At 64.4% G+C, this 22,041-nt stretch carries 28 protein-coding genes and 1 tRNA gene; 7 read left to right on the top strand and 22 right to left on the bottom strand.

The genetic code is table 11. From position 1 onward, the window contains the following. The first annotated feature begins 9 nt into the window (after positions 1–9). From KDK82_RS18895 to KDK82_RS18870, 6 genes are read left to right on the top strand one after another with little or no spacing between them, the layout of a single operon-like run. A complete protein-coding gene (locus KDK82_RS18895; protein WP_088165885.1) occupies positions 10–957 on the top strand; it encodes an ABC transporter permease in 948 nt (315 codons plus the stop codon). Further along, entirely contained in the window at positions 954–1,910 is a 957-nt protein-coding gene (locus KDK82_RS18890) for an ABC transporter permease (protein WP_088165884.1), read from the top strand. Before KDK82_RS18895 ends, KDK82_RS18890 begins: the two co-directional genes overlap by 4 nt. Next, positions 1,907–3,598, top strand: a complete 1,692-nt coding sequence (locus tag KDK82_RS18885; protein WP_088165883.1) for an ABC transporter ATP-binding protein — start codon at positions 1,907–1,909, stop codon at positions 3,596–3,598. Before KDK82_RS18890 ends, KDK82_RS18885 begins: the two co-directional genes overlap by 4 nt. Continuing rightward, positions 3,579–4,709 (top strand): putative FMN-dependent luciferase-like monooxygenase, encoded by a 1,131-nt coding sequence (locus tag KDK82_RS18880; protein ID WP_088165882.1) that lies wholly within the window; start codon positions 3,579–3,581, stop codon positions 4,707–4,709. The genes KDK82_RS18885 and KDK82_RS18880 overlap by 20 nt, the downstream gene beginning before the upstream one ends. Further along, complete coding sequence (locus KDK82_RS18875; RefSeq protein ID WP_088165881.1) at positions 4,706–5,401, top strand: CMD domain protein; 696 nt, start codon at positions 4,706–4,708, stop codon at positions 5,399–5,401. Before KDK82_RS18880 ends, KDK82_RS18875 begins: the two co-directional genes overlap by 4 nt. Further along, positions 5,398–5,985, top strand: coding sequence for an alkylhydroperoxidase domain protein (locus KDK82_RS18870; protein ID WP_013804442.1), 588 nt, complete (start codon positions 5,398–5,400; stop codon positions 5,983–5,985). The genes KDK82_RS18875 and KDK82_RS18870 overlap by 4 nt, the downstream gene beginning before the upstream one ends. A 12-nt stretch (positions 5,986–5,997) precedes the next feature. Here KDK82_RS18870 and KDK82_RS18865 read toward each other — a convergent pair whose 3' ends face one another. Next, positions 5,998–7,503: a DASS family sodium-coupled anion symporter gene (locus KDK82_RS18865; protein ID WP_034389959.1), complete on the bottom strand. Its 1,506-nt coding sequence runs from the start codon at positions 7,501–7,503 to the stop codon at positions 5,998–6,000. A gap of 294 nt (positions 7,504–7,797) precedes the next feature. On the opposite strand from KDK82_RS18865, the gene KDK82_RS18860 reads away from it, so the two are divergent. After that, a complete protein-coding gene (locus tag KDK82_RS18860; RefSeq protein ID WP_012202980.1) occupies positions 7,798–8,115 on the top strand; it encodes a hypothetical protein in 318 nt (105 codons plus the stop codon). A gap of 81 nt (positions 8,116–8,196) precedes the next feature. Here the strand turns inward: KDK82_RS18860 and KDK82_RS18855 are convergent. The 21 genes from KDK82_RS18855 to KDK82_RS18755 all read right to left on the bottom strand — a co-directional run bounded on the left by KDK82_RS18855 (position 8,197) and on the right by KDK82_RS18755 (position 21,957). Further along, positions 8,197–8,273, bottom strand: a tRNA-Met gene (locus KDK82_RS18855). Positions 8,274–8,294: 21 nt separating this feature from the next. After that, positions 8,295–8,687: a 50S ribosomal protein L17 gene (rplQ, locus tag KDK82_RS18850; protein WP_012202979.1), complete on the bottom strand. Its 393-nt coding sequence runs from the start codon at positions 8,685–8,687 to the stop codon at positions 8,295–8,297. A gap of 187 nt (positions 8,688–8,874) precedes the next feature. Beyond that, positions 8,875–9,873 (bottom strand): DNA-directed RNA polymerase subunit alpha, encoded by a 999-nt coding sequence (gene rpoA, locus KDK82_RS18845; RefSeq protein WP_012202978.1) that lies wholly within the window; start codon positions 9,871–9,873, stop codon positions 8,875–8,877. A gap of 112 nt (positions 9,874–9,985) precedes the next feature. Further along, entirely contained in the window at positions 9,986–10,609 is a 624-nt protein-coding gene (gene rpsD, locus KDK82_RS18840) for a 30S ribosomal protein S4 (RefSeq protein ID WP_012202977.1), read from the bottom strand. A 90-nt stretch (positions 10,610–10,699) separates the two neighbouring features. After that, positions 10,700–11,104 (bottom strand): 30S ribosomal protein S11, encoded by a 405-nt coding sequence (gene rpsK / locus KDK82_RS18835; protein WP_012202976.1) that lies wholly within the window; start codon positions 11,102–11,104, stop codon positions 10,700–10,702. Between the two features lie 18 nt (positions 11,105–11,122). After that, entirely contained in the window at positions 11,123–11,488 is a 366-nt protein-coding gene (gene rpsM, locus KDK82_RS18830) for a 30S ribosomal protein S13 (protein WP_012202975.1), read from the bottom strand. A gap of 22 nt (positions 11,489–11,510) precedes the next feature. Next, positions 11,511–11,624: a 50S ribosomal protein L36 gene (rpmJ, locus tag KDK82_RS18825; RefSeq protein ID WP_003050535.1), complete on the bottom strand. Its 114-nt coding sequence runs from the start codon at positions 11,622–11,624 to the stop codon at positions 11,511–11,513. 132 nt (positions 11,625–11,756) lie between these two features. After that, a complete protein-coding gene (gene secY / locus KDK82_RS18820) occupies positions 11,757–13,076 on the bottom strand; it encodes a preprotein translocase subunit SecY (protein ID WP_012202974.1) in 1,320 nt (439 codons plus the stop codon). 24 nt (positions 13,077–13,100) lie between these two features. After that, positions 13,101–13,532: a 50S ribosomal protein L15 gene (rplO, locus tag KDK82_RS18815; RefSeq protein ID WP_012202973.1), complete on the bottom strand. Its 432-nt coding sequence runs from the start codon at positions 13,530–13,532 to the stop codon at positions 13,101–13,103. Between the two features lie 11 nt (positions 13,533–13,543). After that, positions 13,544–13,726, bottom strand: a complete 183-nt coding sequence (gene rpmD / locus KDK82_RS18810) for a 50S ribosomal protein L30 (RefSeq protein ID WP_012202972.1) — start codon at positions 13,724–13,726, stop codon at positions 13,544–13,546. Positions 13,727–13,740: 14 nt separating this feature from the next. Then, on the bottom strand, positions 13,741–14,262 hold the full coding sequence (gene rpsE, locus KDK82_RS18805; RefSeq protein ID WP_012202971.1) for a 30S ribosomal protein S5: 522 nt from the start codon (positions 14,260–14,262) through the stop codon (positions 13,741–13,743). A 15-nt stretch (positions 14,263–14,277) separates the two neighbouring features. Then, positions 14,278–14,643 (bottom strand): 50S ribosomal protein L18, encoded by a 366-nt coding sequence (rplR, locus tag KDK82_RS18800; protein WP_012202970.1) that lies wholly within the window; start codon positions 14,641–14,643, stop codon positions 14,278–14,280. A gap of 11 nt (positions 14,644–14,654) precedes the next feature. Beyond that, positions 14,655–15,188: a 50S ribosomal protein L6 gene (gene rplF / locus KDK82_RS18795; RefSeq protein WP_013804444.1), complete on the bottom strand. Its 534-nt coding sequence runs from the start codon at positions 15,186–15,188 to the stop codon at positions 14,655–14,657. Between the two features lie 24 nt (positions 15,189–15,212). Further along, a complete protein-coding gene (gene rpsH / locus KDK82_RS18790) occupies positions 15,213–15,608 on the bottom strand; it encodes a 30S ribosomal protein S8 (RefSeq protein WP_012202968.1) in 396 nt (131 codons plus the stop codon). A gap of 20 nt (positions 15,609–15,628) precedes the next feature. Beyond that, on the bottom strand, positions 15,629–15,934 hold the full coding sequence (rpsN, locus tag KDK82_RS18785) for a 30S ribosomal protein S14 (RefSeq protein WP_012202967.1): 306 nt from the start codon (positions 15,932–15,934) through the stop codon (positions 15,629–15,631). 8 nt (positions 15,935–15,942) lie between these two features. After that, positions 15,943–16,482, bottom strand: coding sequence for a 50S ribosomal protein L5 (gene rplE / locus KDK82_RS18780; RefSeq protein WP_012202966.1), 540 nt, complete (start codon positions 16,480–16,482; stop codon positions 15,943–15,945). Positions 16,483–16,492: 10 nt separating this feature from the next. After that, positions 16,493–16,813: a 50S ribosomal protein L24 gene (gene rplX / locus KDK82_RS18775; RefSeq protein ID WP_012202965.1), complete on the bottom strand. Its 321-nt coding sequence runs from the start codon at positions 16,811–16,813 to the stop codon at positions 16,493–16,495. A gap of 10 nt (positions 16,814–16,823) precedes the next feature. Next, positions 16,824–17,192: a 50S ribosomal protein L14 gene (gene rplN, locus KDK82_RS18770; protein ID WP_012202964.1), complete on the bottom strand. Its 369-nt coding sequence runs from the start codon at positions 17,190–17,192 to the stop codon at positions 16,824–16,826. A 688-nt stretch (positions 17,193–17,880) separates the two neighbouring features. After that, entirely contained in the window at positions 17,881–19,470 is a 1,590-nt protein-coding gene (locus tag KDK82_RS18765; protein WP_088165880.1) for a glycerol-3-phosphate dehydrogenase/oxidase, read from the bottom strand. Positions 19,471–19,814: 344 nt separating this feature from the next. Beyond that, positions 19,815–21,548, bottom strand: a complete 1,734-nt coding sequence (locus KDK82_RS18760) for an ABC transporter substrate-binding protein (RefSeq protein ID WP_012202962.1) — start codon at positions 21,546–21,548, stop codon at positions 19,815–19,817. Between the two features lie 100 nt (positions 21,549–21,648). After that, a complete protein-coding gene (locus tag KDK82_RS18755; protein WP_043820414.1) occupies positions 21,649–21,957 on the bottom strand; it encodes a DUF2160 domain-containing protein in 309 nt (102 codons plus the stop codon). Positions 21,958–22,041: the final 84 nt, after the last annotated feature.

The following is a 22,041-nucleotide window of genomic DNA, read 5'->3' as shown; positions in this document are numbered from 1 at the left end:
ACCACTACCATGCCGCGCCGCTATCTGCTCAGCCGCATCGCACAGGCCGCCCTGGTGCTGTGGGCGGCCTTCACGGTCTCGTTCATCCTGCTGCAGCTGCTGCCGGGCGATGCCGTGCTGATCAAGTTCCTGAACCCCGAGCTGGGCCTGGGCCCGCAGGAGATCGCCGACATCCGCGCCGCCTACGGCTCGGACCAGCCCGTGTGGCAGCAGTACCTGCGCACGCTGGGCCAGTTCCTCACGGGCCATTTCGGCTATTCGCTGCAGGCCGGCGTGCCGGTGAGCCAGGGCCTGGCCACCAGCCTGCCGCCCACGCTCAAGCTCGCGGCCCTGGGCTTTGCCGCAGCCGCGCTGCTGGCCGTGGCGCTGGCGGCGGCTGCCAGCCTGGCGCCCTTTGCCTGGCTGCGCAACGCGCTGTATTCGCTGCCTTCGGTCTTTGTCTCGGTGCCCGTGTTCTGGCTGGGGATCATGCTGATCCAGGTGGTGTCGTTCCGCCTGGGCTGGATCGCCGTGATCAATCCCGGCCCCTGGGAAGGACTGGTGCTGCCCACGCTGACCCTGGCCGTACCGATCTCGGCGCCGCTGGCCCAGGTGCTGCTGCGCAATATCGACGCCGTGCTGGCCCAGCCCTTCGTGGCCGTGGCACGGGCCAAGGGCGCCTCGCGCCGCTGGGTGCTGCTGCGCCATGTGGCACGCAATGCCCTGCTGCCCACGCTGACCATTGCCGGCGTGCTGTTCGGCGAGCTGCTGGCCGGCGCCGTGGTGACGGAGGCCGTGTTCGGCCTCAATGGCCTGGGCACGCTGACCCAGCAGGCCGTGGGCAACCAGGACACGGCCGTGCTCCAGGCCGTGGTGGTCGTCTCGGCCGCCGCCTTCGTACTCATCAACCTCGCCGTGGATCTGCTGTACCCGCTGCTTGATCCGCGCCTGCGCCATTCCGTGGAGAACCGGCCATGAACACTGCCGTCTCAAGCGCTCTTTCCCCGGCCCTGGATGCCCAGGCCGCGCCCGCCACTCCTACTCCCATTCCCACGGCGCTGCCAGCGTCGTCCTTGGCCCCTGCGCCAGCCGCCCCGCGCCGCAGCTTCGCCTTGCCGGCCCGCCTGCAATCCCTGAAACGCCTGCCGCCCACGCTGGCCCTGGCCTGGCTGGTGATTGCCGTGGCCGCGCTGTGGGCGCTGGCGCCCGGCTGGTTCGCCCACCAGAACCCGATCGCGGGCCAGGCCGGCCAGCAGTTGCTGGCGCCCAGCGCCGCGCACTGGCTGGGCACGGACGCGCTGGGGCGCGACCTGTGGGCGCGCGTGGTGCATGGCGCCGTGCATTCGCTGTCGGGCGCCTTCGTGGCCGTGGGCGTGGGCCTGGCCGTGGGCACGCTGATCGGCCTGCTGGCCGGGGCCACGGGCGGGCGCACGGAAGATGCGCTGATGCGCCTGGTCGATGTGCTGCTGGCCGTGCCTTCGCTGCTGCTGTCGCTGACCATCATCATCGTGCTGGGCTTTGGCACCATCAACGCGGCCATTGCCGTGGGCGTGGTCTCGGTGGCCAGCTTCGCGCGCCTGGTGCGCTCGGAGGTGGTGCGCGTGCGCCGCTCCGACTATGTGGAGGCCGCCTTCGGCAGCGGCGGGCGCTTTGCCGCCGTGCTGTGGCGCCATGTGCTGCCCAACTCACTGACGTCGGTCATCGCCATGGCGGCGCTGCAGTTCGGCTCGGCGATCCTTGCGATTTCCACGCTGGGTTTTCTGGGCTACGGCGCGCCGCCGCCCACGCCCGAATGGGGGCTGCTGATCGCCGAAGGCCGCAACTACATCGCCTCCGCCTGGTGGCTGACCACGGCGCCGGGCCTGATCGTGGTGGCCGTGGTGCTGGCGGCCAACCGCATCGCCACGGCCTTCGCACGGAGGCCTGCATGAGCGCCGCCATCGAGGAACGCATCCACGCCGCACCAGCAGTGGCAACCACCGCCCCTGTGCTCGAAGTGCAGGACCTGGCCGTGGCCTACCGCGATGCCGCAGGCCAGGCGCAGCGCGTGGTGCACGGCGTGTCGTTTTCCGTGGCGCCGGGCGAGGTGGTGGCCCTGGTCGGCGAATCGGGCTCGGGCAAGACCACCACGGCCCAGGCCGTGATCGGCCTTTTGGCCGACAACGGCCACCGCGAGCACGGCAGCATCCGCCTGCAGGGCACCGAGGTTTCGGAGTGGCCGGCCGCACGCTGGAACGCCATCCGCGGCCGCGTGGTCAGCCTGGTGCCGCAGGACCCCACCATGTCGCTGAACCCCGTGCGCACGGTGGGCGACCAGGTGGGCGAGATCCTGCGCCTCCACGGCCTGCGCGACCGCACGGCCGTGGAGGCGCGCGTGCTGGAGCTGCTGGCCCGCGTGGGCCTGTCCCAGCCCGCGCTGCGCGCACGCCAGTATCCGCACGAACTGTCGGGCGGCATGCGCCAGCGCGTGCTGATCGCTATCGCCATCGCGCTGCGGCCCGCCCTCATCATTGCCGACGAGCCCACCAGCGCGCTGGACGTGACCGTGCAGCGGCGCATCCTGGACCTGATCGACGCGCTGCGCCGCGAGACCGGCACGGCCGTGCTGCTGGTCACGCATGACCTGGGCGTGGCGGCCGACCGTTCGCACCGCCTGGTCGTCATGCAGGGCGGCCGCATCCAGGAGCAGGGCCCCACGCTGGAGCTGCTGCGCAATCCGCAAAGCGCCTATACGCGGCGGCTGCTGGCCGATGCGCCTTCGCTGGCGCCCGCGCCGCGCCGCACGCCCAGGCCTGCCACGGCCGATGACTGGGCCATCGAGGTCGAGGACCTGGTGCACGAGTTCGCGGCGCCCGGCCATGCCTCGGCCCACGGGCGCGGCATCTTCCGCGCCGTGGACGGCGTGTCGCTGCGCGTGCGCCGGGGCAGCACGCATGCCATCGTGGGCGAGTCGGGCTCGGGCAAGACCACCACCATCCGCGCCATCGTGGGCCTGGGCCGGCCCACGGCGGGCCGCATCCGCATCGAAGGCACCGAGGTCACGGGCCTGCACGGCGAGGCCCTGCGCCAGCTGCGCCGCCGCGTGCAGCTGGTCTACCAGAACCCGTTCAGCTCTCTGGACCCGCGCCAGAGCGTGTTCGACATCATCGAGGAGCCCCTGCTGAACTTCGACCCGCTGCCGGCCGATGAGCGCCGCCGGCGCGTGCACGACATGCTGGAGCGCGTGGGCCTGCCGGCCGCCGTGCTGCAGCGGCGCCCGCATGCGCTGTCGGGCGGCCAGCGCCAGCGCGTGGCGATTGCGCGCGCCCTGGTGCTGCAGCCGCAGGTCCTGGTGCTGGACGAGGCCGTATCGGCCCTGGACGTGACGGTGCAGGCGCAGATCCTCGCCCTGCTCGCCCAGCTGCAGCAGGACCTGGGGCTGACCTATCTCTTCATCTCGCACGACCTTGCCGTGGTGCGCCAGATCGCCGACACGGTGTCGGTGCTGCGCGCGGGCCGGGTGGTGGACGCGGGCAGCGTGGAGGAAGTGTTCCAGCGCCCCACCAGCGACTACACGCGTGAACTCATGGACGCCATTCCCGGCAAAAGGAGCATTGATTTTGTCCCTCATACCGCCTGATACCAACCGTGGCCACGGCTCCCGCACCGGCCCGCGCCTGGGCTTCTTCAGCCGCCTGCTCGACGATGCGCCGGCCGGCGAGCGCTACCGCCTGGTGGCCGAGCAGATCGCCCATGCCGAGGCCCAGGGCTTCGACTCGGCCTGGGTGGCCCAGCACCATTTCCATGAAAGCGAGGGCGGCCTGCCCTCGCCCTTCGTCTTTCTGGCCCATGTGGCGGCGCGCACGCGGCGCATCCGCATCGGCACGGGCGTGATCACGCTGCCGCTGGAAAACGCGCTGCGCGTGGCCGAGGACGCGGCCGTGCTGGACCTGCTGACCGGCGGCCGCCTGGAGGTGGGCCTGGGCACGGGCGGCACGGCCGAATCCTTCGAGGCCTTTGGCGTGCAGGGCGCCGAGCGCGGCGCCGTCTTCGCACGCAACTTCGGCGTGCTGCAGGACGCCTGGGCCGGGCGCGCGCTGGCTGGCGGCGTGCGCCTGTACCCGGCCGCGCCGCAGCTGCTGGAGCGCGTCTGGCAGGCCACGTTCTCGGCCGAGGGCGGTGCGCGGGCCGGGGCCAACGGCGACGGCCTGATGCTGTCGCGCACCCAGCCACGGCCCGAAGGCGCGCCGCAGGCCACGCTGTCCGAGATCCAGAACCCCATCATCGACGCCTACCTCGCCTGCCTGCCCGCGGGGCGGGCGCCGCGCATCCTGGGCTCGCGCACGCTGTTCGTGGCCGACCGCCGCGACGAGGCGCTGCGCTGGGCCGAGGCCGGCCTGCGCCGCGTGGCCCTGCGCCATGCCGCCCAGCCCTCGCAATGGGCGGCCCGCGTCGATCCGCAGGCGCCGCTGGCCGATCTCATCGCCGCCTACGACGTACATGTGGGCACGCCCGACGAGGTCATCGCCTCGCTGCGCGCCGACACGGCGCTGGCGCGCGTGAGCGACATCGTCTTCCAGGTGCATTCCATCGACCCACCGCACAACGCCATCCTGCGCTCGATCGAACTGACGGCCGCCCATGTGGCACCGGCCCTGGGCTGGCGCCGTGCCGATGAGTCCACATCCACGTCCACCCCAGCGCCTTCTTCCCTCCCAGCAGTCCGGGCCGGACTGCTGCAAGCCGCATGACCATGAACACCACCGCAACGCCCCGCTTTCCCGGCGACGTGATCGACCACCTCGCCGACATCACCCCCGGCAGCGCTCTGGACCGCGTGCGCCGCCACCGCACCGAGGCACGCACGCAGGCCCAGCAAAGCTTTGCCGCCCTGTTCACGCCTGCCGAGCCCGTGCCAGGCACGGTCTCGCTGCGCGAGCGGCTGGCCCTGGCCGCCTTCACGGCCGGGCTGCATGGCGAGCCGCGCAGCGCCGTCTTCTATACACGCGCGCTGGCCACCGAGGATGCGGAACTGGCCGCCGTGGTGGCGTCCGAAGTGGTGCGTGGCCGCGCCCAGAGCCTGCAGGCCGGCAGCGGCCCGCACGGCCCCTACGGCAGCTACCCGGCAGGCCCGCTGAGCCGCGAGGACCAGCCCGGCCCCGCCTATGCCGTGGACCCGGCCCACGCCGCACTGCTGGGCCCGCGCCTGGCCGCGGCGCTGGCCCATGCCCACCTGCTGGCCTACCACCCGCGCGACGCCAGCGCCGGGGCCCTGCAGGCGCTGCAACAGGCGGGCTGGAGCGAGACGGACATCGTCATCCTGTCCCAGCTGGCGTCCTTCCTGTCCTTCCAGATCCGCGTGGTGGCGGGGTTGCGCGTGCTGGCTGCACGCCCCGCGCCCCCGGCAGCCCATCAACCCACCACCCTGCAAGCCCAGCCATGACCTCAACGAACTCCGCCGCTCCCCAGGTCTTCACCCAGGAACAACTCGACTGGCTGCCATGGATTGAGCCGCTGGAAGAAAGCGAGCTGACCGAACGCCACCATGCAGGCCTGGTCGATGCCTCACGCGCGCAGTCGCCCTACTTCCGCCTGCTGGCGCGCGACCCCGACACGCTGGGCGCACGCACGCGCACCGACAAGGACATCTTCTACAACCCCGACGCCGGCCTGCCGCGCGCCGAGCGCGAGCTGGCCGCTGCGGCCACCTCGCGCGCCAATGGCTGCATCTACTGCGCCTCGGTCCATGCGCGCTTTGCCACGCACTTCTCGCGCCGGGGCGGCGACGTGCAGCGCCTGCTCGACGAAGGCCCGGGCACGGACCTGGGGCCGCGCTGGAATGCCATCGTCACGGCGGCCGTGGCGCTGACCCAGACGCCGCCTGCGCTGGAGCCCGCCCACATCGATGCGCTGCGCACCGCAGGCCTGGACGATGCCGCCATCTCCGATGTGCTGCACGGCACGGCCTTCTTCAACTGGGCCAACCGGCTCATGCTGTCGCTGGGCGAGCCACGGACCACGGCTTGAGGGCGCCCGCCCTCACCACAGGCCCAGCAGCTTCCACCAGACACTGCCGACCACGGCAAAGATCAGCAGCTCGATCACGCACATGGCCGCACCCACGCGCCACCAGTTGCCCAGCGTGACGTAGCCGCTGCCGAAGATGATGGGCGAAGTGCCGGTGGCGTAGTGCGTGAGCGTCATCATGATGGCCGAGCCGGCCGTCATCATCAGCATGAAGGGCACGACATAGTCGGCCGGAATCAGCTGCGCGCCCACGGTCAGGAAGGCCAGCATCATCGCGCTGATGTGGGCCGTGGTGCTGGCGAACAGGTAGTGCGAGAACACGAACACGCCTACCAGGATGGCAGCCACCGGCAGCCAGTCCAGGCCGCTGGCGACGATGGCATTCTTCATGCCCACGGCAAACCAGGACACCACGCCGAGCTTGTTGAGCTGCTCGGCCAGCATGACCAGGGCGCCGAACCATACCAGGGTATCCCAGGCGCTTTTCTCGGACAGCACGTCATCCCAGTCGATGGTGCCCGTGATGATCAGCACGAACAGGCCCAGGAAGGCGACCACGGTGGGGTCCAGCACGAAGGCCGGGCCGAACAGCATCTGCGGCACGTTGGCCCACAGCAGCAGCATCAGGCCGAAGGTGCCAAGCATCACGCGCTCCTTGCCCGACAGCGGCCCCATGCGTGCCATCTCGCTGCGCGCGTACTCCACGGCATTGGGCGTGGCCTTGAGCTCGGGCGGCGACAGCAGGTAGATCACCAGCGGCATCAGCAGCAGGCACAGCAGGCCCGGCAGCAGCATGTACAGCGCCCAGGTGGTCCAGCTCAGGTGCAGGGCCTGGCCCGTGGCCTTGGCCACGAAATCCACCACCAGCGGGTTGGGCGCCGTGGCGGTCAGGAACATGGCCGAGGTGATGGGATTGGCGTGGTAGTTGACCAGGGCCAGGTAGGTGCCCACCTTGCCCTGCGTGCCCTTGGCCGGGTCCGACTCGAAGGCATTGGCGATGGACTTCATGATCGGGTGCACGATGCCGCCGCCGCGCGCCGTGTTGCTGGGCGTGAACGGAGCCAGCACCAGCTCGCAGATCGCCAGGCCGTAGCCGATGCCGATGGTGCGTTTGCCCAGCAGGGCGATGAACATCAGGCCGATGCGGCTGCCCAGCCCCGTCTTCTTGAGGCCGCGCGAGATCAGGATGGCCACCACGATCAGCCAGATCAGCGGGCTGGAAAAGCTGCTCAGCGCATCGGTGATGGCACCCTTGGACGAGCCGGAGGTGACCTGGGACAGCGAGACGATGACGATGGCCATCAAGGCCATCACGCCGATGGGCATGACCTTGAGGATGATGGCCACGATGGTGGTCAGGAAAATGGCGACCAGCTGCCAGCCCTTGGGCGTCAGCCCCTCGGGCACGGGCATCAGCAGCAGGCCGAACAGCACGGCGGTGGCAATCAGTGCCGGCACCAGCCGGAACGGCACGGCCGCCTTGAAATAACGGAACAGCGAGGCGATCTTCTCGAGCATGTGGATCCTTTGCGTTGCCGGAGCGGCGCCGAGAGAGCATGGCCTGCCGGGAGCAAAAGCCCACCAGCCTGCACGGGCACTGGCGGCCGCGCCGCATGACTGACATCATGATGCAGTGCAGCATGAGCCCGGCTTCCAGCGGGTGCCTGCGCCACCGAAGTTTGACAGGCATCAAGCCCGGGCCAGTAAACCTGGCGACCCAGGCCACCGAGCCCCGCTCACATGACAGCATCCCCAGACCGGGTGCCTTTCGCCCCGGTGTACCCATGCAGTGAAAAAAGGAGAAAAGCCGACATGCCAGCCAACCGATTCTTGCCCGAGGAATGGGAATGCCGGCTCCAGGAAATCGACCTGGAGATCGCCCGCCACGCCGTCATCTGCAAGATCCCGCTGCTGCAGGCCGGTGTGGTGGAGCGCGTGCTGGCCAATGACGCCAGCGTCTGCGGCGCCGAGCACGAGGCCGCATTCAAGACCCTGCGCGGTCTTCTGTACATGCACTACACCGAGCTGCTGCACATCAGCGAAGTGCTCAGCCCCGAGGTTGCCCAGGAAATCGCCCACCGCGTGCGCCTGCGGCTGGGCCAGCGCATCGGCAACCAGCTGGGCGGCTGATGCCGGGCTGTCCGCCTGGCCTTTGCCCTGGCGCGAGGGCATGAAAAAAGGGCTACGACACTGTCGTAGCCCTTTTCAATTTGGTTGCGCGAGAAGGATTTGAACCTCCGACCTTTGGGTTATGAGCCCAACGAGCTACCAGACTGCTCCATCGCGCGGTATTCCAAAATTATAGCAGATTATTCAGCTGCCTTGGCTTCGGCGGCGCCTTCTTCAGCGCGCTCGACCAGTTCCACGAAGGCCATGGGGGCGTTGTCGCCCACGCGGAAGCCCATCTTCAGGATACGGGTGTAGCCACCAGGACGCTTTGCGAAGCGGGGGCCCAGCTCGTTGAAGAGCTTGGTCACGCTGTCGCGGTCGCGCAGGCGGTCGAATGCCAGACGGCGGTTGGCAACGGTGTCGACCTTGGCCAGGGTGATCATGGGCTCGATCACGCGGCGCAGTTCCTTGGCCTTGGGAACGGTGGTCTTGATGGCTTCGTGCTCGATGAGCGAATTCATCATGTTCTTCAGCATCGCCAGGCGGTGCGAAGAGGTGCGATTGAGTTTGCGGAGGCCGTGACCGTGACGCATGGTGCTTTATTCCTAAAATATGTAATTAGGGCTTGCGCAAACAAGGATGCAAGCCTGGACCCGTTACCGGATCTGCAGCTTGCCTCAACCGAATTTGCGCAAGTTGTTGATTAATTCGTGCAGCCGTATCAGGTACTGCCCGAGGCACTGAGGCTCTCCAAAAAAGGAGAGCCCGCAATTATAGTGCTTAGCGCTTTTCCAGGCCAGCAGGCGGCCAGTTCTCGAGCTTCATGCCCAGCGTCAGACCGCGGGAAGCCAGGACTTCCTTGATCTCGTTGAGCGACTTGCGACCCAGGTTGGGGGTCTTGAGCAGCTCGTTTTCGGTACGCTGGATCAGGTCGCCGATGTAGTAGATGTTCTCTGCCTTGAGGCAGTTGGCCGAACGCACGGTGAGTTCCAGCTCGTCCACGGGACGCAGCAAGATGGGATCAAAGGCGGTTGCGGCACCACGGCCACCGGCCGGAGCATCGAAGACGCTGGCGATATCGCCGCCGTCCAGCTGAGCGAACACGGCGAGCTGTTCCACCAGGATCTTGGCGGAGGCGCGCACGGCGTCCTCGGCAGTGATCGCACCATTGGTTTCGATCTCCACCACCAGCTTGTCGAGGTCGGTGCGTTGTTCAACGCGGGCCGATTCGACGGCGTAGCTCACGCGCTTGACGGGCGAGAACGAAGCGTCCAGCACAATGCGGCCGATCGACTTCGTGGACTCGTCGCCATAGCGGCGCACGTTGCCGGGCACATAGCCGCGGCCCTTCTCCACCTTGATCTGCATGTCCAGCTTGCCGCCTTGCGACAGGTTGGCGATGACATGATCAGGGTTGATGATTTCCACGTCGTGGGGCGTCTGGATGTCGCGCGCCGTCACGACGCCTTCGCCATCCTTGCGCAGCGAGAGCGTGACCTCATCGCGGTTGTGCAGCTTGAACACCACACCCTTGAGGTTCAGCAGGATGTTGACCACATCTTCCTGGACACCGTCGATGGACGAGTACTCGTGCAACACACCAGCAATCGTCACTTCCGTCGCTGCGTAACCCACCATGGAGGAGAGCAGGACACGGCGCAGGGCGTTGCCCAGCGTATGGCCGTAGCCACGCTCAAACGGCTCCAGAACAACTTTGGCGCGATTGTGGCCAAGCTGCTCGACATTGATCGTCTTGGGCTTCAGCAAATTGGTTTGCATGCAGACTTCCTCTCAATACCCCCGGCTCGTTACACCGGTAAGGCTGGTGAAGCACCCCAGCGCGATGCCTCGCGGCTGGGGGACGGTTTTACAGAAATGTCGCTGCGCGGAATTAACGCGAGTACAACTCAACGATCAGGGATTCGTTGATGTCTGCACCGAACTCGTCGCGGTCAGGCGACTTCTTGAACGTGCCTTCAGCCTTGTCGGCAGACACTTCCACCCATGCGGGGAAACCGACTTGACCAGCCAGTTGCAGGGCTTCGACGATACGAGCCTGCTTCTTGGACTTTTCACGCACGGCGACCACGTCACCCACCTTCACCATGTAGGAAGGGATGTTGACGGATTGGCCGTTGACCGTGATGGCCTTGTGCGACACCAGCTGACGCGCTTCCGAGCGGGTCGAGCCGAAGCCCATGCGGTACACCACGTTGTCCAGACGCGACTCCAGCAGCGACAGCAGATTGGCACCGGTGTTGCCCTTCTTCTTGTCGGCGGCTTCGAAGTAGCGGCGGAATTGCTTTTCCAGCACGCCGTACATGCGCTTGACCTTCTGCTTTTCACGCAGCTGCAGGCCGAAGTCGGAAGTACGCTGACCGGAAGTGCGGCCGTGCTGGCCGGGCTTGGTGTCGAACTTGGACTTGTCGGCGATCGAGCGACGTGCACTCTTCAGAAACAGGTCAGTGCCTTCACGGCGGGAGAGTTTGGCCTTGGGGCCGATATAGCGTGCCACTTGATTTCCTTTGTGTCATCTGCCGTGCACAAGCACGGGAGCCGCCCGCGATGTTACACATCTGGGCGGCGGTGGGCTTGGTGAAAAAGCTTAGATACGACGGCGCTTTTGAGGGCGGCAGCCGTTGTGGGGAACCGGCGTCACGTCCGCGATGGAAGTGATGCGGATGCCCAGGGCGCCCAGGGCGCGAACCGAGGATTCACGGCCAGGACCGGGACCCTTGATTTCGACGTCCAGGTTCTTGATGCCCTGTTCGATGGCAGCACGACCAGCCACTTCCGAAGCCACCTGGGCAGCGAAGGGAGTCGACTTGCGCGAACCCTTGAAGCCCTGGCCACCCGACGAGGCCCACGACAGAGCGTTGCCTTGGCGGTCGGTGATGGTGATGATCGTGTTGTTGAACGAAGCGTGCACGTGGGCAATGCCGTCCGAAATGTTCTTACGGACTTTCTTGCGAACGCGCTGTGCAGCGTTGTTTGCGGGAGACTTAGCCATAGTGATCTTTCAATCTCTTTATTTCTTCAAAGCCGCGGCACCCTTGCGCGGACCCTTGCGGGTACGTGCATTCGTGCGGGTACGTTGACCACGCATGGGCAGGCCACGACGATGACGGAAACCGCGATAGCAACCGATGTCCATCAAACGCTTGATGTTCATCGTTGTTTCGCGACGCAGATCACCTTCCAGAGTCAGGGAAGTCAGCTGATCACGGATCTTTTCCAGATCACCGTCAGTCAGTTCCTTGATTTTCTTGGAATATGCGATGCCAGCGGCTTCGCAGATCTTGCGTGCAGTGGTGCGACCGATCCCATAGATAGCGGTCAGGCCGATTTCAGCGTGCTGATGCGGCGGGATGTTAATGCCAGCGATACGTGCCATTATTCGTCCTCAAACTTTCCTATCAACCCTGGCGCTGCTTGTGGCGCTGGTCCGTGCAGATCACTCGCACCACACCTTTGCGGCGGATGATCTTGCAGTTACGGCAGATTTTTTTGACCGAAGCCGAAACTCTCATTTCATTCTCCTAAAACTCTACATCCGTTACGGCCTATCGACCGGGAAACATGCCCGCGATGGATAGATCGAGTGGGCGTCTACTAACTCTTACTGGACCCGCCGGCACCGCCGGCCAGGCCCATCACTTAGTTCAATTGCCAAGTGTCGCTTTGAAGTTCGCCTTTTTGAGGAGCGATTCGTACTGTTGCGACATCATGTAGTTCTGCACCTGGGCCATGAAGTCCATGGTCACCACCACAATAATCAGCAGTGATGTGCCACCGAAGTAGAACGGAACGTTGTACTTCAGGATCAGGAACTCGGGCAACAAGCACACGAATGTGATGTACACCGCGCCAGCCAGGGTCAGGCGAACCAGGATCTTGTCAATGTAGCGGGCCGTCTGGTCACCGGGACGGATCCCGGGGATGAAGGCACCACTCTTCTTCAGGTTGTCGGCGGTTTCCCGGCTGTTGAACACCAGGGCCGTGTAGAAGAAGCAGAAGAAGATGATGGCAGTGGCGTAGAGCATCACATAGATCGGCTGACCGGGGGTCAGCGTGCTAGCAATGTCCTTCAGCCAGCGCATGGATTCCCCTGCACTGAACCAGTTCACAACGGTCGCCGGCAGCAAGATGATCGAGGAAGCGAAGATGGGAGGAATGACCCCCGCCATATTCAGCTTCAGCGGCAAGTGCGAAGACTGGCCACCATACACCTTGTTACCCACCTGACGACGCGCATAGTTCACCAGGATCTTGCGTTGTCCCCGCTCGACAAACACGACGAAGTACGTCACGGCTGCCACCACGAGAACGATGAAGATCGCGGCCAGGATGCTCATGGCACCGGTGCGCACCAGCTCCAGCAGACCACCGATGGAGCTCGGCAGACCTGCGGCGATACCTCCAAAGATGAGGATCGAGATGCCGTTGCCCAGACCACGTTCCGTGATCTGTTCACCGAGCCACATCAGGAACATGGTGCCGGCCGTCAGGCTGACCACCGCCGTGAGGCGGAAGCCGAAGCCAGGGCTCAGAACCAGACCTGCGGAGCTTTCCAGAGCCACGGCAATTCCCAGGGACTGAAAAATCGCCAGGCCCAATGTGCCGTAGCGGGTGTACTGGGTGATCTTGCGACGACCCGATTCACCTTCCTTTTTCAGCTGCTCGAATGTAGGGACCACGTAGGTCATGAGCTGCATGATGATCGATGCCGAGATGTACGGCATGATCCCCAGTGCGAACACCGTGAAGCGCGAGAGCGCCCCACCCGAGAACATGTTGAACAGATTGAGAATGCCGCCCTGCTGGCCATTGAACAGCTGCTGCAGCTGCGCTGGATCGATGCCCGGCACGGGGATATGAGCCCCGATCCGGTAAACGACCAGCGCGAGCAACAGAAAAACCAGACGGCGGCGAAGATCGCCGAATTTTCCGGTTTTTGCAATTTGAGCTGCGCTAGTAGCCACGGATGTCTTCTTTCAGATCATTAATCAGGCGATGCTGCCACCGGCAGCTTCGATGGCAGCCTTGGCGCCGGCGGTAGCGCCGATGCCGTTGAGCTTGACAGCCTTGCTGATTTCACCGCTCTTGATGATCTTGACCACCTTTGCGATTTCACCAACCAGACCGGCTTGCTTCAGAGCTGCCAGATCGACTTCGGCCAGGCCCAGCTGTTCCAGAGCGGACAGGGTCACTTCTGCATTGAACTTCAGCAGATGCGACTTGAAGCCACGCTTGGGCAGACGGCGCTGCAGAGGCATTTGACCGCCTTCGAAGCCCACCTTGTGGTAGCCACCCGAACGCGACTTCTGACCCTTGTGACCACGGCCGGCAGTCTTGCCCAGGCCGGAGCCGATGCCGCGACCGACACGGCGCTTGGCGTGCTTGGAGCCCTCTGCAGGCTTGATGCTATTGAGTTCCATCATCAATCCTTTCAGAGAACTTTGACCAGGTAGCTGATCTTGTTGATCATGCCGCGCACGGCAGGCGTGTCCTGCAGTTCGCTGATGCTGTTCAGCTTGCGCAGGCCCAGGCCACGGACAGTGGCGCGGTGCGATTCCTTGGTGCCAATGGGGCTGCGCACCAGTTGCACCTTCACGGTTTGTTGCGTTGTCATGTGATTGACTCCGATCAGGCGGTGAAGATGTCTTCAACCGACTTGCCGCGCTTGGCTGCCACTTCCGAAGGGGTCGTGGAGTGCTTCAGAGCGTCAAAAGTCGCGCGGACCATGTTGTAGGGATTCGACGAACCATGGCTCTTGGCCACGATGTCGGTGATGCCCAGCACTTCGAAAACGGCGCGCATCGGGCCGCCGGCGATGATGCCGGTACCCTTGGGAGCGGGGTTCAGCATCACGGATGCTGCGCCATGCTGACCCATCACGGTGTGATGGATCGTGCCGTGCTTCAAAGACACCTTGATCATGTTGCGACGGGATTCTTCCATCGCCTTTTGCACGGCTGCAGGCACTTCTTTCGACTTGCCCTTGCCCATGCCAACGCGGCCATCACCATCGCCAACCACGGTCAGTGCAGCGAAGCCGAGGATACGACCGCCCTTCACAACCTTGGTGACGCGGTTCACCGCGATCATTTTTTCGCGCAGACCGTCGTCACGACCTTCGTCTTGCACCTTGGGAGAAAACTTTGCCATTTCTATCCGCTCCGCTTAGAACTGCAGGCCGGCTTCACGAGCGGCTTCTGCCAAAGCCTTCACGCGGCCGTGGTATGCGAAACCAGCGCGATCGAAAGCCACTTTCTCCACGCCGGCAGCCTTCGCCTTCTCGGCAATGCGCTTGCCAATCAGCGTAGCGGCAGCCACGTTGCCACCCTTGCCGATGGCGCCCAGTTGGGTGCGCACTTCGGCTTCGGCGGTGGAGGCCGAAGCCAGCACCTTGGTGCCGTCTTCCGACACCACGCTTGCGTAGATGTGGAGGTTCGTACGGTTCACGCTCAGACGTGCCACGCCTTGCTGTGCAATGCGGATGCGGGTCTGGCGGGCACGACGGAGACGCTGCTCTTTCTTGGTCAACATAATGCAGCTCCTTACTTCTTCTTGGTCTCTTTGATCACGACCTTCTCATCCGAGTAACGGATGCCCTTGCCCTTGTAGGGCTCGGGAGGACGAACGGCACGGATCTCAGCAGCCATCTGGCCAACGGCCTGGCGGTCAGCACCCTTGACCAAGATTTCGGTCGGTGTGGGGGTGGTGACAGTGATGCCGGCCGGCATTTCGAAGTTCACCGGGTGCGAAAAGCCGATCGCCAGGTTCAGCTTGGAGCCCGAGGCCGAAGCCTTGAAACCCACGCCAACCAGCGACAGCTTCTTCTCGAAGCCCTTGCTCACGCCCACCACCATGTTGTTCACCAGCTGACGCATGGTGCCGCTCATGGCGTTGGCTTCGCGCGAGTCATTGACGGGCTCGAAAGACAGCTTGCCTTCGTTGTTGGAGATCTTCACCAGAACGTTCTGGGCTTGCGACAGCGTGCCGCCGGTGCCCTTCACATTGATCTGGTCGTCTTTGATGGACACATCCACGCCTGCGGGGATGGCCACGGGAGTCTTTGCTACGCGAGACATTTCAGTATTTCTCCTTAATGTCCGTTAGGCCACGTAGCACAGCACTTCGCCGCCCACGCCAGTGGCGCGTGCCTTGCGATCCGTCATCACGCCCTTGGGAGTGGTGACGATGGCAACGCCCATACCGTTCATGACCTGGGGGATTGCGTCACGGCCCTTGTACACGCGCAGGCCGGGACGGCTCACGCGCTCGATGCGCTCGATCACCGGACGGCCGGCGTAGTACTTCAGGGTAATTTCGAGTTCGGACTTGCCAGCGTCGGTCTTCACTTGGAAGCCGTCGATGTAGCCTTCATCCTTCAGCACCTGGGCGATGGCAACCTTGACCTTGGAGGAAGGAGCCGTCACGGTGGTCTTGGAGACCATTTGTGCATTGCGGATGCGGGTCAGCAAGTCAGCGATGGGATCACTCATGCTCATGTTTAATCTCTCCTGCTTGCTTACCAGCTGGCCTTGGTGACACCGGGGATGTCGCCAGCGAAGGCCAGTTCACGGATCTTGGCGCGGCCCAGACCGAATTGACGGAAGGTGCCACGGGGACGACCCGTGATCTCGCAGCGGTTGCGCTGGCGAGTGGGGTTCGCGTTACGGGGCAGCTTCTGCAGGCCCAGGCGAGCGGCGTCGCGCTCTTCGTCGCTGCGCTTTGCGTCAGCGGCGATTGCCTTCAGTTCTGCGTATTTGGCAGCGTACTTGGCTGCCAGCTTTTCGCGCTTGAGTTCGCGCTGGATCAATGCAACTTTAGCCATGCGCCACCTCAGTTCTTGAAGGGGAAACGGAAAGCGGCGAGCAGTGCCTTGCACTCATCGTCGGTCCGAGCTGTCGTCGTGATGCTGATGTTCAGACCACGCAGAGCGTCCACCTTGTCGTACTCGATTTCGGGGAAGATGATCTGTTCCTTGACGCCGACGTTGTAGTTGCCGCGACCGTCGAAAGAACGGCCGGAGATACCACGGAAGTCACGCACGCGGGGCAGAGCCACGGTGACGAAACGGTCCAGGAATTCATACATCTGAACGCCACGCAGGGTCACCATGCAGCCAATGGCCTGGCCTTCACGGATCTTGAAGCCGGCGATAGCCTTCTTGGCCTTGGTCACCACGGGCTTCTGACCAGCAATCTTGGTCAGGTCAGCCACGGCGTTGTCCATCACCTTCTTGTCGGCCACGGCTTCGCTCACACCCATGTTCAGGGTGATCTTGGTCAGACGGGGCACTTCCATGGAGGAGGTGTAGCCGAACTTTTCCTTGAGTTCAGCCGCGATCTTTTCGCGATACAGTTTTTGCAGTCGTGCCATGTGTTACCCCTTAGGCCGCCTTGATTTCGGCGCCGCTGGACTTGAACACGCGAACGCGTGTGCCGTCGGCCTGCACCTTGATGCCCACGCGATCAGCCTTGCCGGTCGCTGCATTGAAGATGGCCACGTTGGATTGGTGGATAGGCATGGCCTTTTCCACGATACCGCCGGTGGTGCCCTTCATGGGGTTCGGCTTGACGTGCTTCTTCACCATGTTGATGCCATCGATCAACAGGTGGGAGTCGTCCTTGCGAGCCGAGACCACGCCTTGCTTGCCCTTGTCACGGCCGGTCAGCACGATGATTTGGTCGCCCTTGCGAATCTTGTTCATGGTGCTTCCTTTAGAGAACTTCAGGTGCCAGGGACACGATCTTCATGAACTTTTCGTTGCGCAGTTCACGAGTCACGGGGCCAAAGATGCGGGTGCCGATAGGCTCCAGCTTGGCGTTCAGCAGAACGGCGGCGTTGCCGTCGAACTTGACGAGCGAGCCATCAGCACGGCGAATACCCTTCGCCGTACGCACCACGACCGCGCTGTAGACCTCGCCTTTTTTGACGCGTCCACGCGGTGCAGCTTCCTTGATGGTCACCTTGATGATGTCACCAACACTCGCATAGCGACGATGAGAACCGCCCAGCACTTTGATGCACTGAACAGACTTCGCGCCGGTGTTGTCGGCAACCTCTAACCGAGATTCTGTTTGGATCATTTCAATATTCCCAACTTGCTCCAGCAAACACTCGACAGCCCCAGAGTCTTCTCAAGGGCCGCGAGCAGCCAGTCAGTCTTGGGCCCGTCGTCCACGCCGAAAACCATTTCTCGGCGCTTCCACTGGGCAGATAACTTCACGATTTTCACGTGAAGCATGGGATTGTCCCAGAAATTCCTTTGCGCGTCAAACCCTTAGCTGCCTTTTCCACCCCTGGCCGGCAGCGTTGCGCAACCCCCACAAGAGCGCTATCAACCCAGGAGCAAGCTGGGCCTGCCGATGGCCGCACACCATCGGAAACGCCCATAAAAAAGCCGAGCCTGGCGGGCTCGGCAAAGGGTGGCAGACTCAACGCAATCGTCTGCTGCGGGCTGGCCGCTCGTACTACGGCGGCGCAGACATCGCAGCGGCTTGGGGCCACCGCGTTGGGCTCGGGCACGGCCCTTGCCCTGCGGAAAACGGACTTTCAAGCGCTTTCTTCATCATTTCCCCCTCCCTCGTCAGCCTTGTGCTGGCTGCTGTTCGCTGGCACCGTTACGAGATGCCATGGGCAGCATTCTGATTCATAAAAACAATCAAAGATAGATATCCATCAATTTTGACAATCTTTCCTCGACTTGCATCTGCCTCCAAAAGCAAAACGCCCTGCAGTGCAGGGCGTTTTGCTTGAGAGGGACTTCAGCCGCAATCAGGCCGGCAGGTACTGGGCCGCCAGCGGCATGAAGTCCGCCAGGCCGGCGTCCTGCCCCAGCTCCTCCTGGAGGATGGCTGCCACGCGCGGCGCCACCTCGGCGGCCTTGCGCGCATCAAGGAACAGCAGGCGGCTGCGGCGCGCCAGCACGTCTTCCACGGTGCGCGCGTATTCGAAGCGCGCGGCAAAGCGCACCATGGCTTCGTTCAGGCCGTCTGCCAGCCATTCGTCGTTGCCCGGCAACGCCTCCACCGCCGAGGCTTCCGTGCCATAGGAGTGCAGGCCCTGGACCTGGTTCATGCGGTGGTGCACGGCGGATTCGGCCGGGGCGCCAGCCAGCGGCAGGCGGGCCGTGACGCCGCCGGGCCGGTGCGGCAGGCGGCCGATGGCAAAGCACTCGGAGAGCACGTCTTCGGCCATGGCGCGGTAGGTGGTCCATTTGCCGCCCGTGACGGTGACCAGGCCGGTGCGGCTGGACATGACCGTGTGCTCACGGCTGATCTTCTTGGTGTTCTCGCCGTCGTCGTCCTGGGGCTTGACCAGCGGGCGCAGGCCGACCCACATGCTGCGCACGTCGGCCAGCGTGGGCTGGCGCGTGAGGTAGCGTCCGGCCTCGGTGAGGATGAAGTCCAGCTCCTCGGGGAACGGCAGGGGCTCGCGCGCCAGGTCGTTGCGCGGCGTGTCGGTGGTGCCCAGGATGACCTTGCCCAGCCAGGGCACGGCAAAGAGCACGCGGCCATCGGCCGTCTTGGGCACGAGCAGGGCGTGATCGCTGGGCAGGAAGTCGCGGTCCACGACCACGTGCACGCCCTGGCTGGGCGCGACCATGGGCTTGACGGGTCGGCCCTGGGCCTCGGCATCCTGCTGGCGGAACAGGTCCACCCAGGGGCCGGTGGCGTTGACCACGCACTTGGCGCGCAGCGTGAAGCGCCGGCCGGATTCCGAGTCTTCGCAGATCAGGCCGGCGACCTTGCCGCCTTCATGCAGCAGTTCAAGCGCGGGGCAGTAGTTGACCAGCAGCGCGCCCTTGGCAGCGGCCGTGCGGGCCAGCGCCAGCGCCAGGCGGGCATCGTCGAACTGGCCGTCCCAGTATTTGACGCCGCCCTTGAGGCCTTGCTGGCGCACGGTGGGCAAACACTTGACGGTGCTGGAGCGCGAGAGGAATTCGGTGGCGCCCAAGCCTGCCTTGCCGGCCAGCGCGTCATACATCTTGAGGCCGATGCCATAGAACGGCGTGTCCAGCAGCTTGTAGGACGGCATGACAAAGGCCAGCGGCTGCGCCAGGTGGGGTGCGTTGTGCAGCAGCGTGGTGCGCTCGTGCAGCGCTTCGCGCACCAGGGCGATGTTGCCCTGGGCCAGGTAACGCACGCCACCATGGACCAGCTTGGTTGCGCGCGAGGACGTGCCCTTGGCGAAGTCGTGCGACTCCACCAGCACGACCTTGAACCCGCGCGCCGCCGCGTCCAGGGCCACGCCCAGGCCGGTGGCACCGCCGCCGATGATGGCCAGATCGTAGGTTTCAGGCTGGGCCAGGCGTTCCAGCAGGGCGGCACGGCCGGTGGGCAGAGGGGAAGCAACGAGGGACATGGATCTTCGACGAAGGAATGTGGGGCAAGTTAACAGGGCGCCATGTAGCCGCCATGTCAGCACCCGGGACGCCACGCCTGCGCCCAATGCGAAGGGGACGGAATCGGGTTTTCCGCTATTTTCGCTCGTTTTTGTATTTTTTTCTTCGCTATCTTTCGTTTCGTGTTTTTTGCAGTCAACGAATTTGGCGATAGGCCGGGAGACCAGCACAGGGCATGTTGTCCAAAGCCGACACGGCCCAACTCAGGGACGCCGAGCAAGAGCCGCCTCGCGGCGAGGGCGCCTTCCCCCTCCCTTGCGAAGCAAGTAGAGAGGGGGAAGGCGCGCAAGCGCCTCAGGGGGTGCTAACGCACCTTGCCGTTTTTCCAGGCATTGAGCAGCGTGTCATACGCAATCGTCTCGCCCTTGGGCTTTTCATTGGCCAGCTTCTTCCACGGCGCCTGCTTGTCGCTGAGCCACTTGGCCGGGTCGCCCTTGGGGTTGAGCTTGGGAGCGCAGTGCGCCATGCCGGCACGCTGCAGGCGGGACATGACCTGGTCCATTTCCTCGGCCAGGTTGTCCATGGCGCCCTGGGGCGTCTTCTCGCCGGTGACGGCCTGGGCCACGTTCTTCCACCACAGCTGGGCCAGCTTGGGGTAGTCGGGCACGTTGTTGCCGGTGGGCGTCCAGGCCACGCGGGCGGGGCTGCGGTAGAACTCGACCAGGCCGCCGAGCTTGGGCGCCATGTCGGTCATGGCCTTGGAACGGATGTCGCTCTCGCGGATGGGCGTCAGGCCGACGATGGTCTTCTTGAGGCTGGTGGTCTTGGCGGTGACGAACTGCGCGTAGAGCCAGGCGGCGGCCGTGCGGTTGGCGTCATGGTCCTTGAAGAAGGTCCAGCTGCCCACGTCCTGGTAGCCGTTTTGCATGCCGTCCTTCCAGTAGGGGCCGTTGGGGCCGGGCGCCATGCGCCATTTGGGCGTGCCGTCGGCATTGACCACGGGCAGGCCGGGCTTGGTCATGTCGGCCGTGAAGGCGGTGTACCAGAAGATCTGCTGCGCGATATGGCCCTGGGCTGGCACGGGGCCGGACTCGCCGAAGGTCATGCCCATGGCTTCCTTGGGCGCGTATTTCTTCATCCAGTCCACGTACTTGGTGAGCGCGAACACGGCGGCCGGCGAGTTGGTGGCGCCCCCGCGCGAGACCGAAGCGCCCACGGGCGTGCACTTGTCGTCGGCCACGCGGATACCCCATTCATCGACGGGCATGCCGTTGGGAATGCCCTTGTCGGCCGCGCCGGCCATGGACAGCCAGGCATCGGTGAAGCGCCAACCCAGCGACGGGTCCTTCTTGCCGTAGTCCATGTGGCCGTAGATGGGCTTGCCGTCGATCTGTTTGACGTCGTTGGTGAAGAACTCGGCGATGTCCTCGTAGGCGCTCCAGTTCAGCGGCACGCCCAGCTCGTAGCCGTACTTGGCCTTGAACTTGTCCTTGAGGTCCTTGCGCTCGAAGAGGTCGGCGCGGAACCAGTAGAGGTTGGCGAACTGCTGGTCGGGCAGCTGGTAGAGCTTGCCGTCGGGCGCGGTGGTGAAGCTGGTGCCGATGAAGTCCTTGATATCCAGGCCCGGATTGGTGAAGTCCTTGCCCGCGCCGGCCATGTAGTCGGTCAGGCTCATGATGCGGCCGTAGCGGTAGTGCGTGCCGATCAGGTCGGAGTCGGAGATCCAGCCGTCATAGATGGACTTGCCCGACTGCATCGAGGTCTGCAGCTTCTCGACCACGTCGCCTTCCTGGATCAGGTCGTGCTTGACGGTGATGCCCGTGATCTCGGTGAAGGCCTTGGCCAGCGTCTTGCTCTCGTACTCGTGCGTGGTGATGGTCTCGGACACCACGGCGATCTCCTTGACGCCCTTGGCCTGCAGCTTCTTGGCCGCCTCGATGAACCACTTCATCTCGGCCATCTGCTGGTCCTTGGACAGCGTGCTGGGCTGGAACTCCGCGTCGATCCACTTCTTGGCTTCCGCCTCTCCGGCCCAGGACGCCTGCCCCGCCGCCAGCAGGGCCGCCGCGAGGGCGATGGTATGAAGTCGTTGTTTCATCTGCCGTCTCCTAGATTCTTGCTGTCTCCCCGACATGCACATGCACCAGCGGGCCCCGGGGGAGCTTCGGACCCGGCTGTCGATAAATGGAATGAAGTGATCAGCCTTTGCGCATGACCACGGCCAGCACGAGCATGGACAGCACCAGGCTGATCCACACCGAAGGCTCGGCCTCCAGCGAGAACCACTGCACCATCCTCTCGCCCAGGCCCACCCAGGCCAGATTGACATAGGCCGCCAGCAGCAGCCCGATGAACAGCCGGTCCCCGCGCGTCGTCGCCATCGGCAGCCAGCCCTTGCGCATCACGGTCGGGCTGCGCAACTCCCACAGCGTCATGCCCACCAGCATCAGCACGATGCAACTGAAGAACACCGCCACCGGCAGCGTCCAGGCCATCCAGGAAAACATTGACGAGTCCTTTCAGAAATCCAGCATCAATACCGCAGCTTCTCGAAACCGGCAGAGCCCAGCCCAGGGACACCGAGGAAGGGC

Source organism: Delftia sp. K82 (assembly GCF_002193035.1).
GTDB classification, from domain to species: domain Bacteria; phylum Pseudomonadota; class Gammaproteobacteria; order Burkholderiales; family Burkholderiaceae_C; genus Comamonas; species Comamonas acidovorans.
This window is presented reverse-complemented; position numbering and strand designations above follow the sequence as displayed.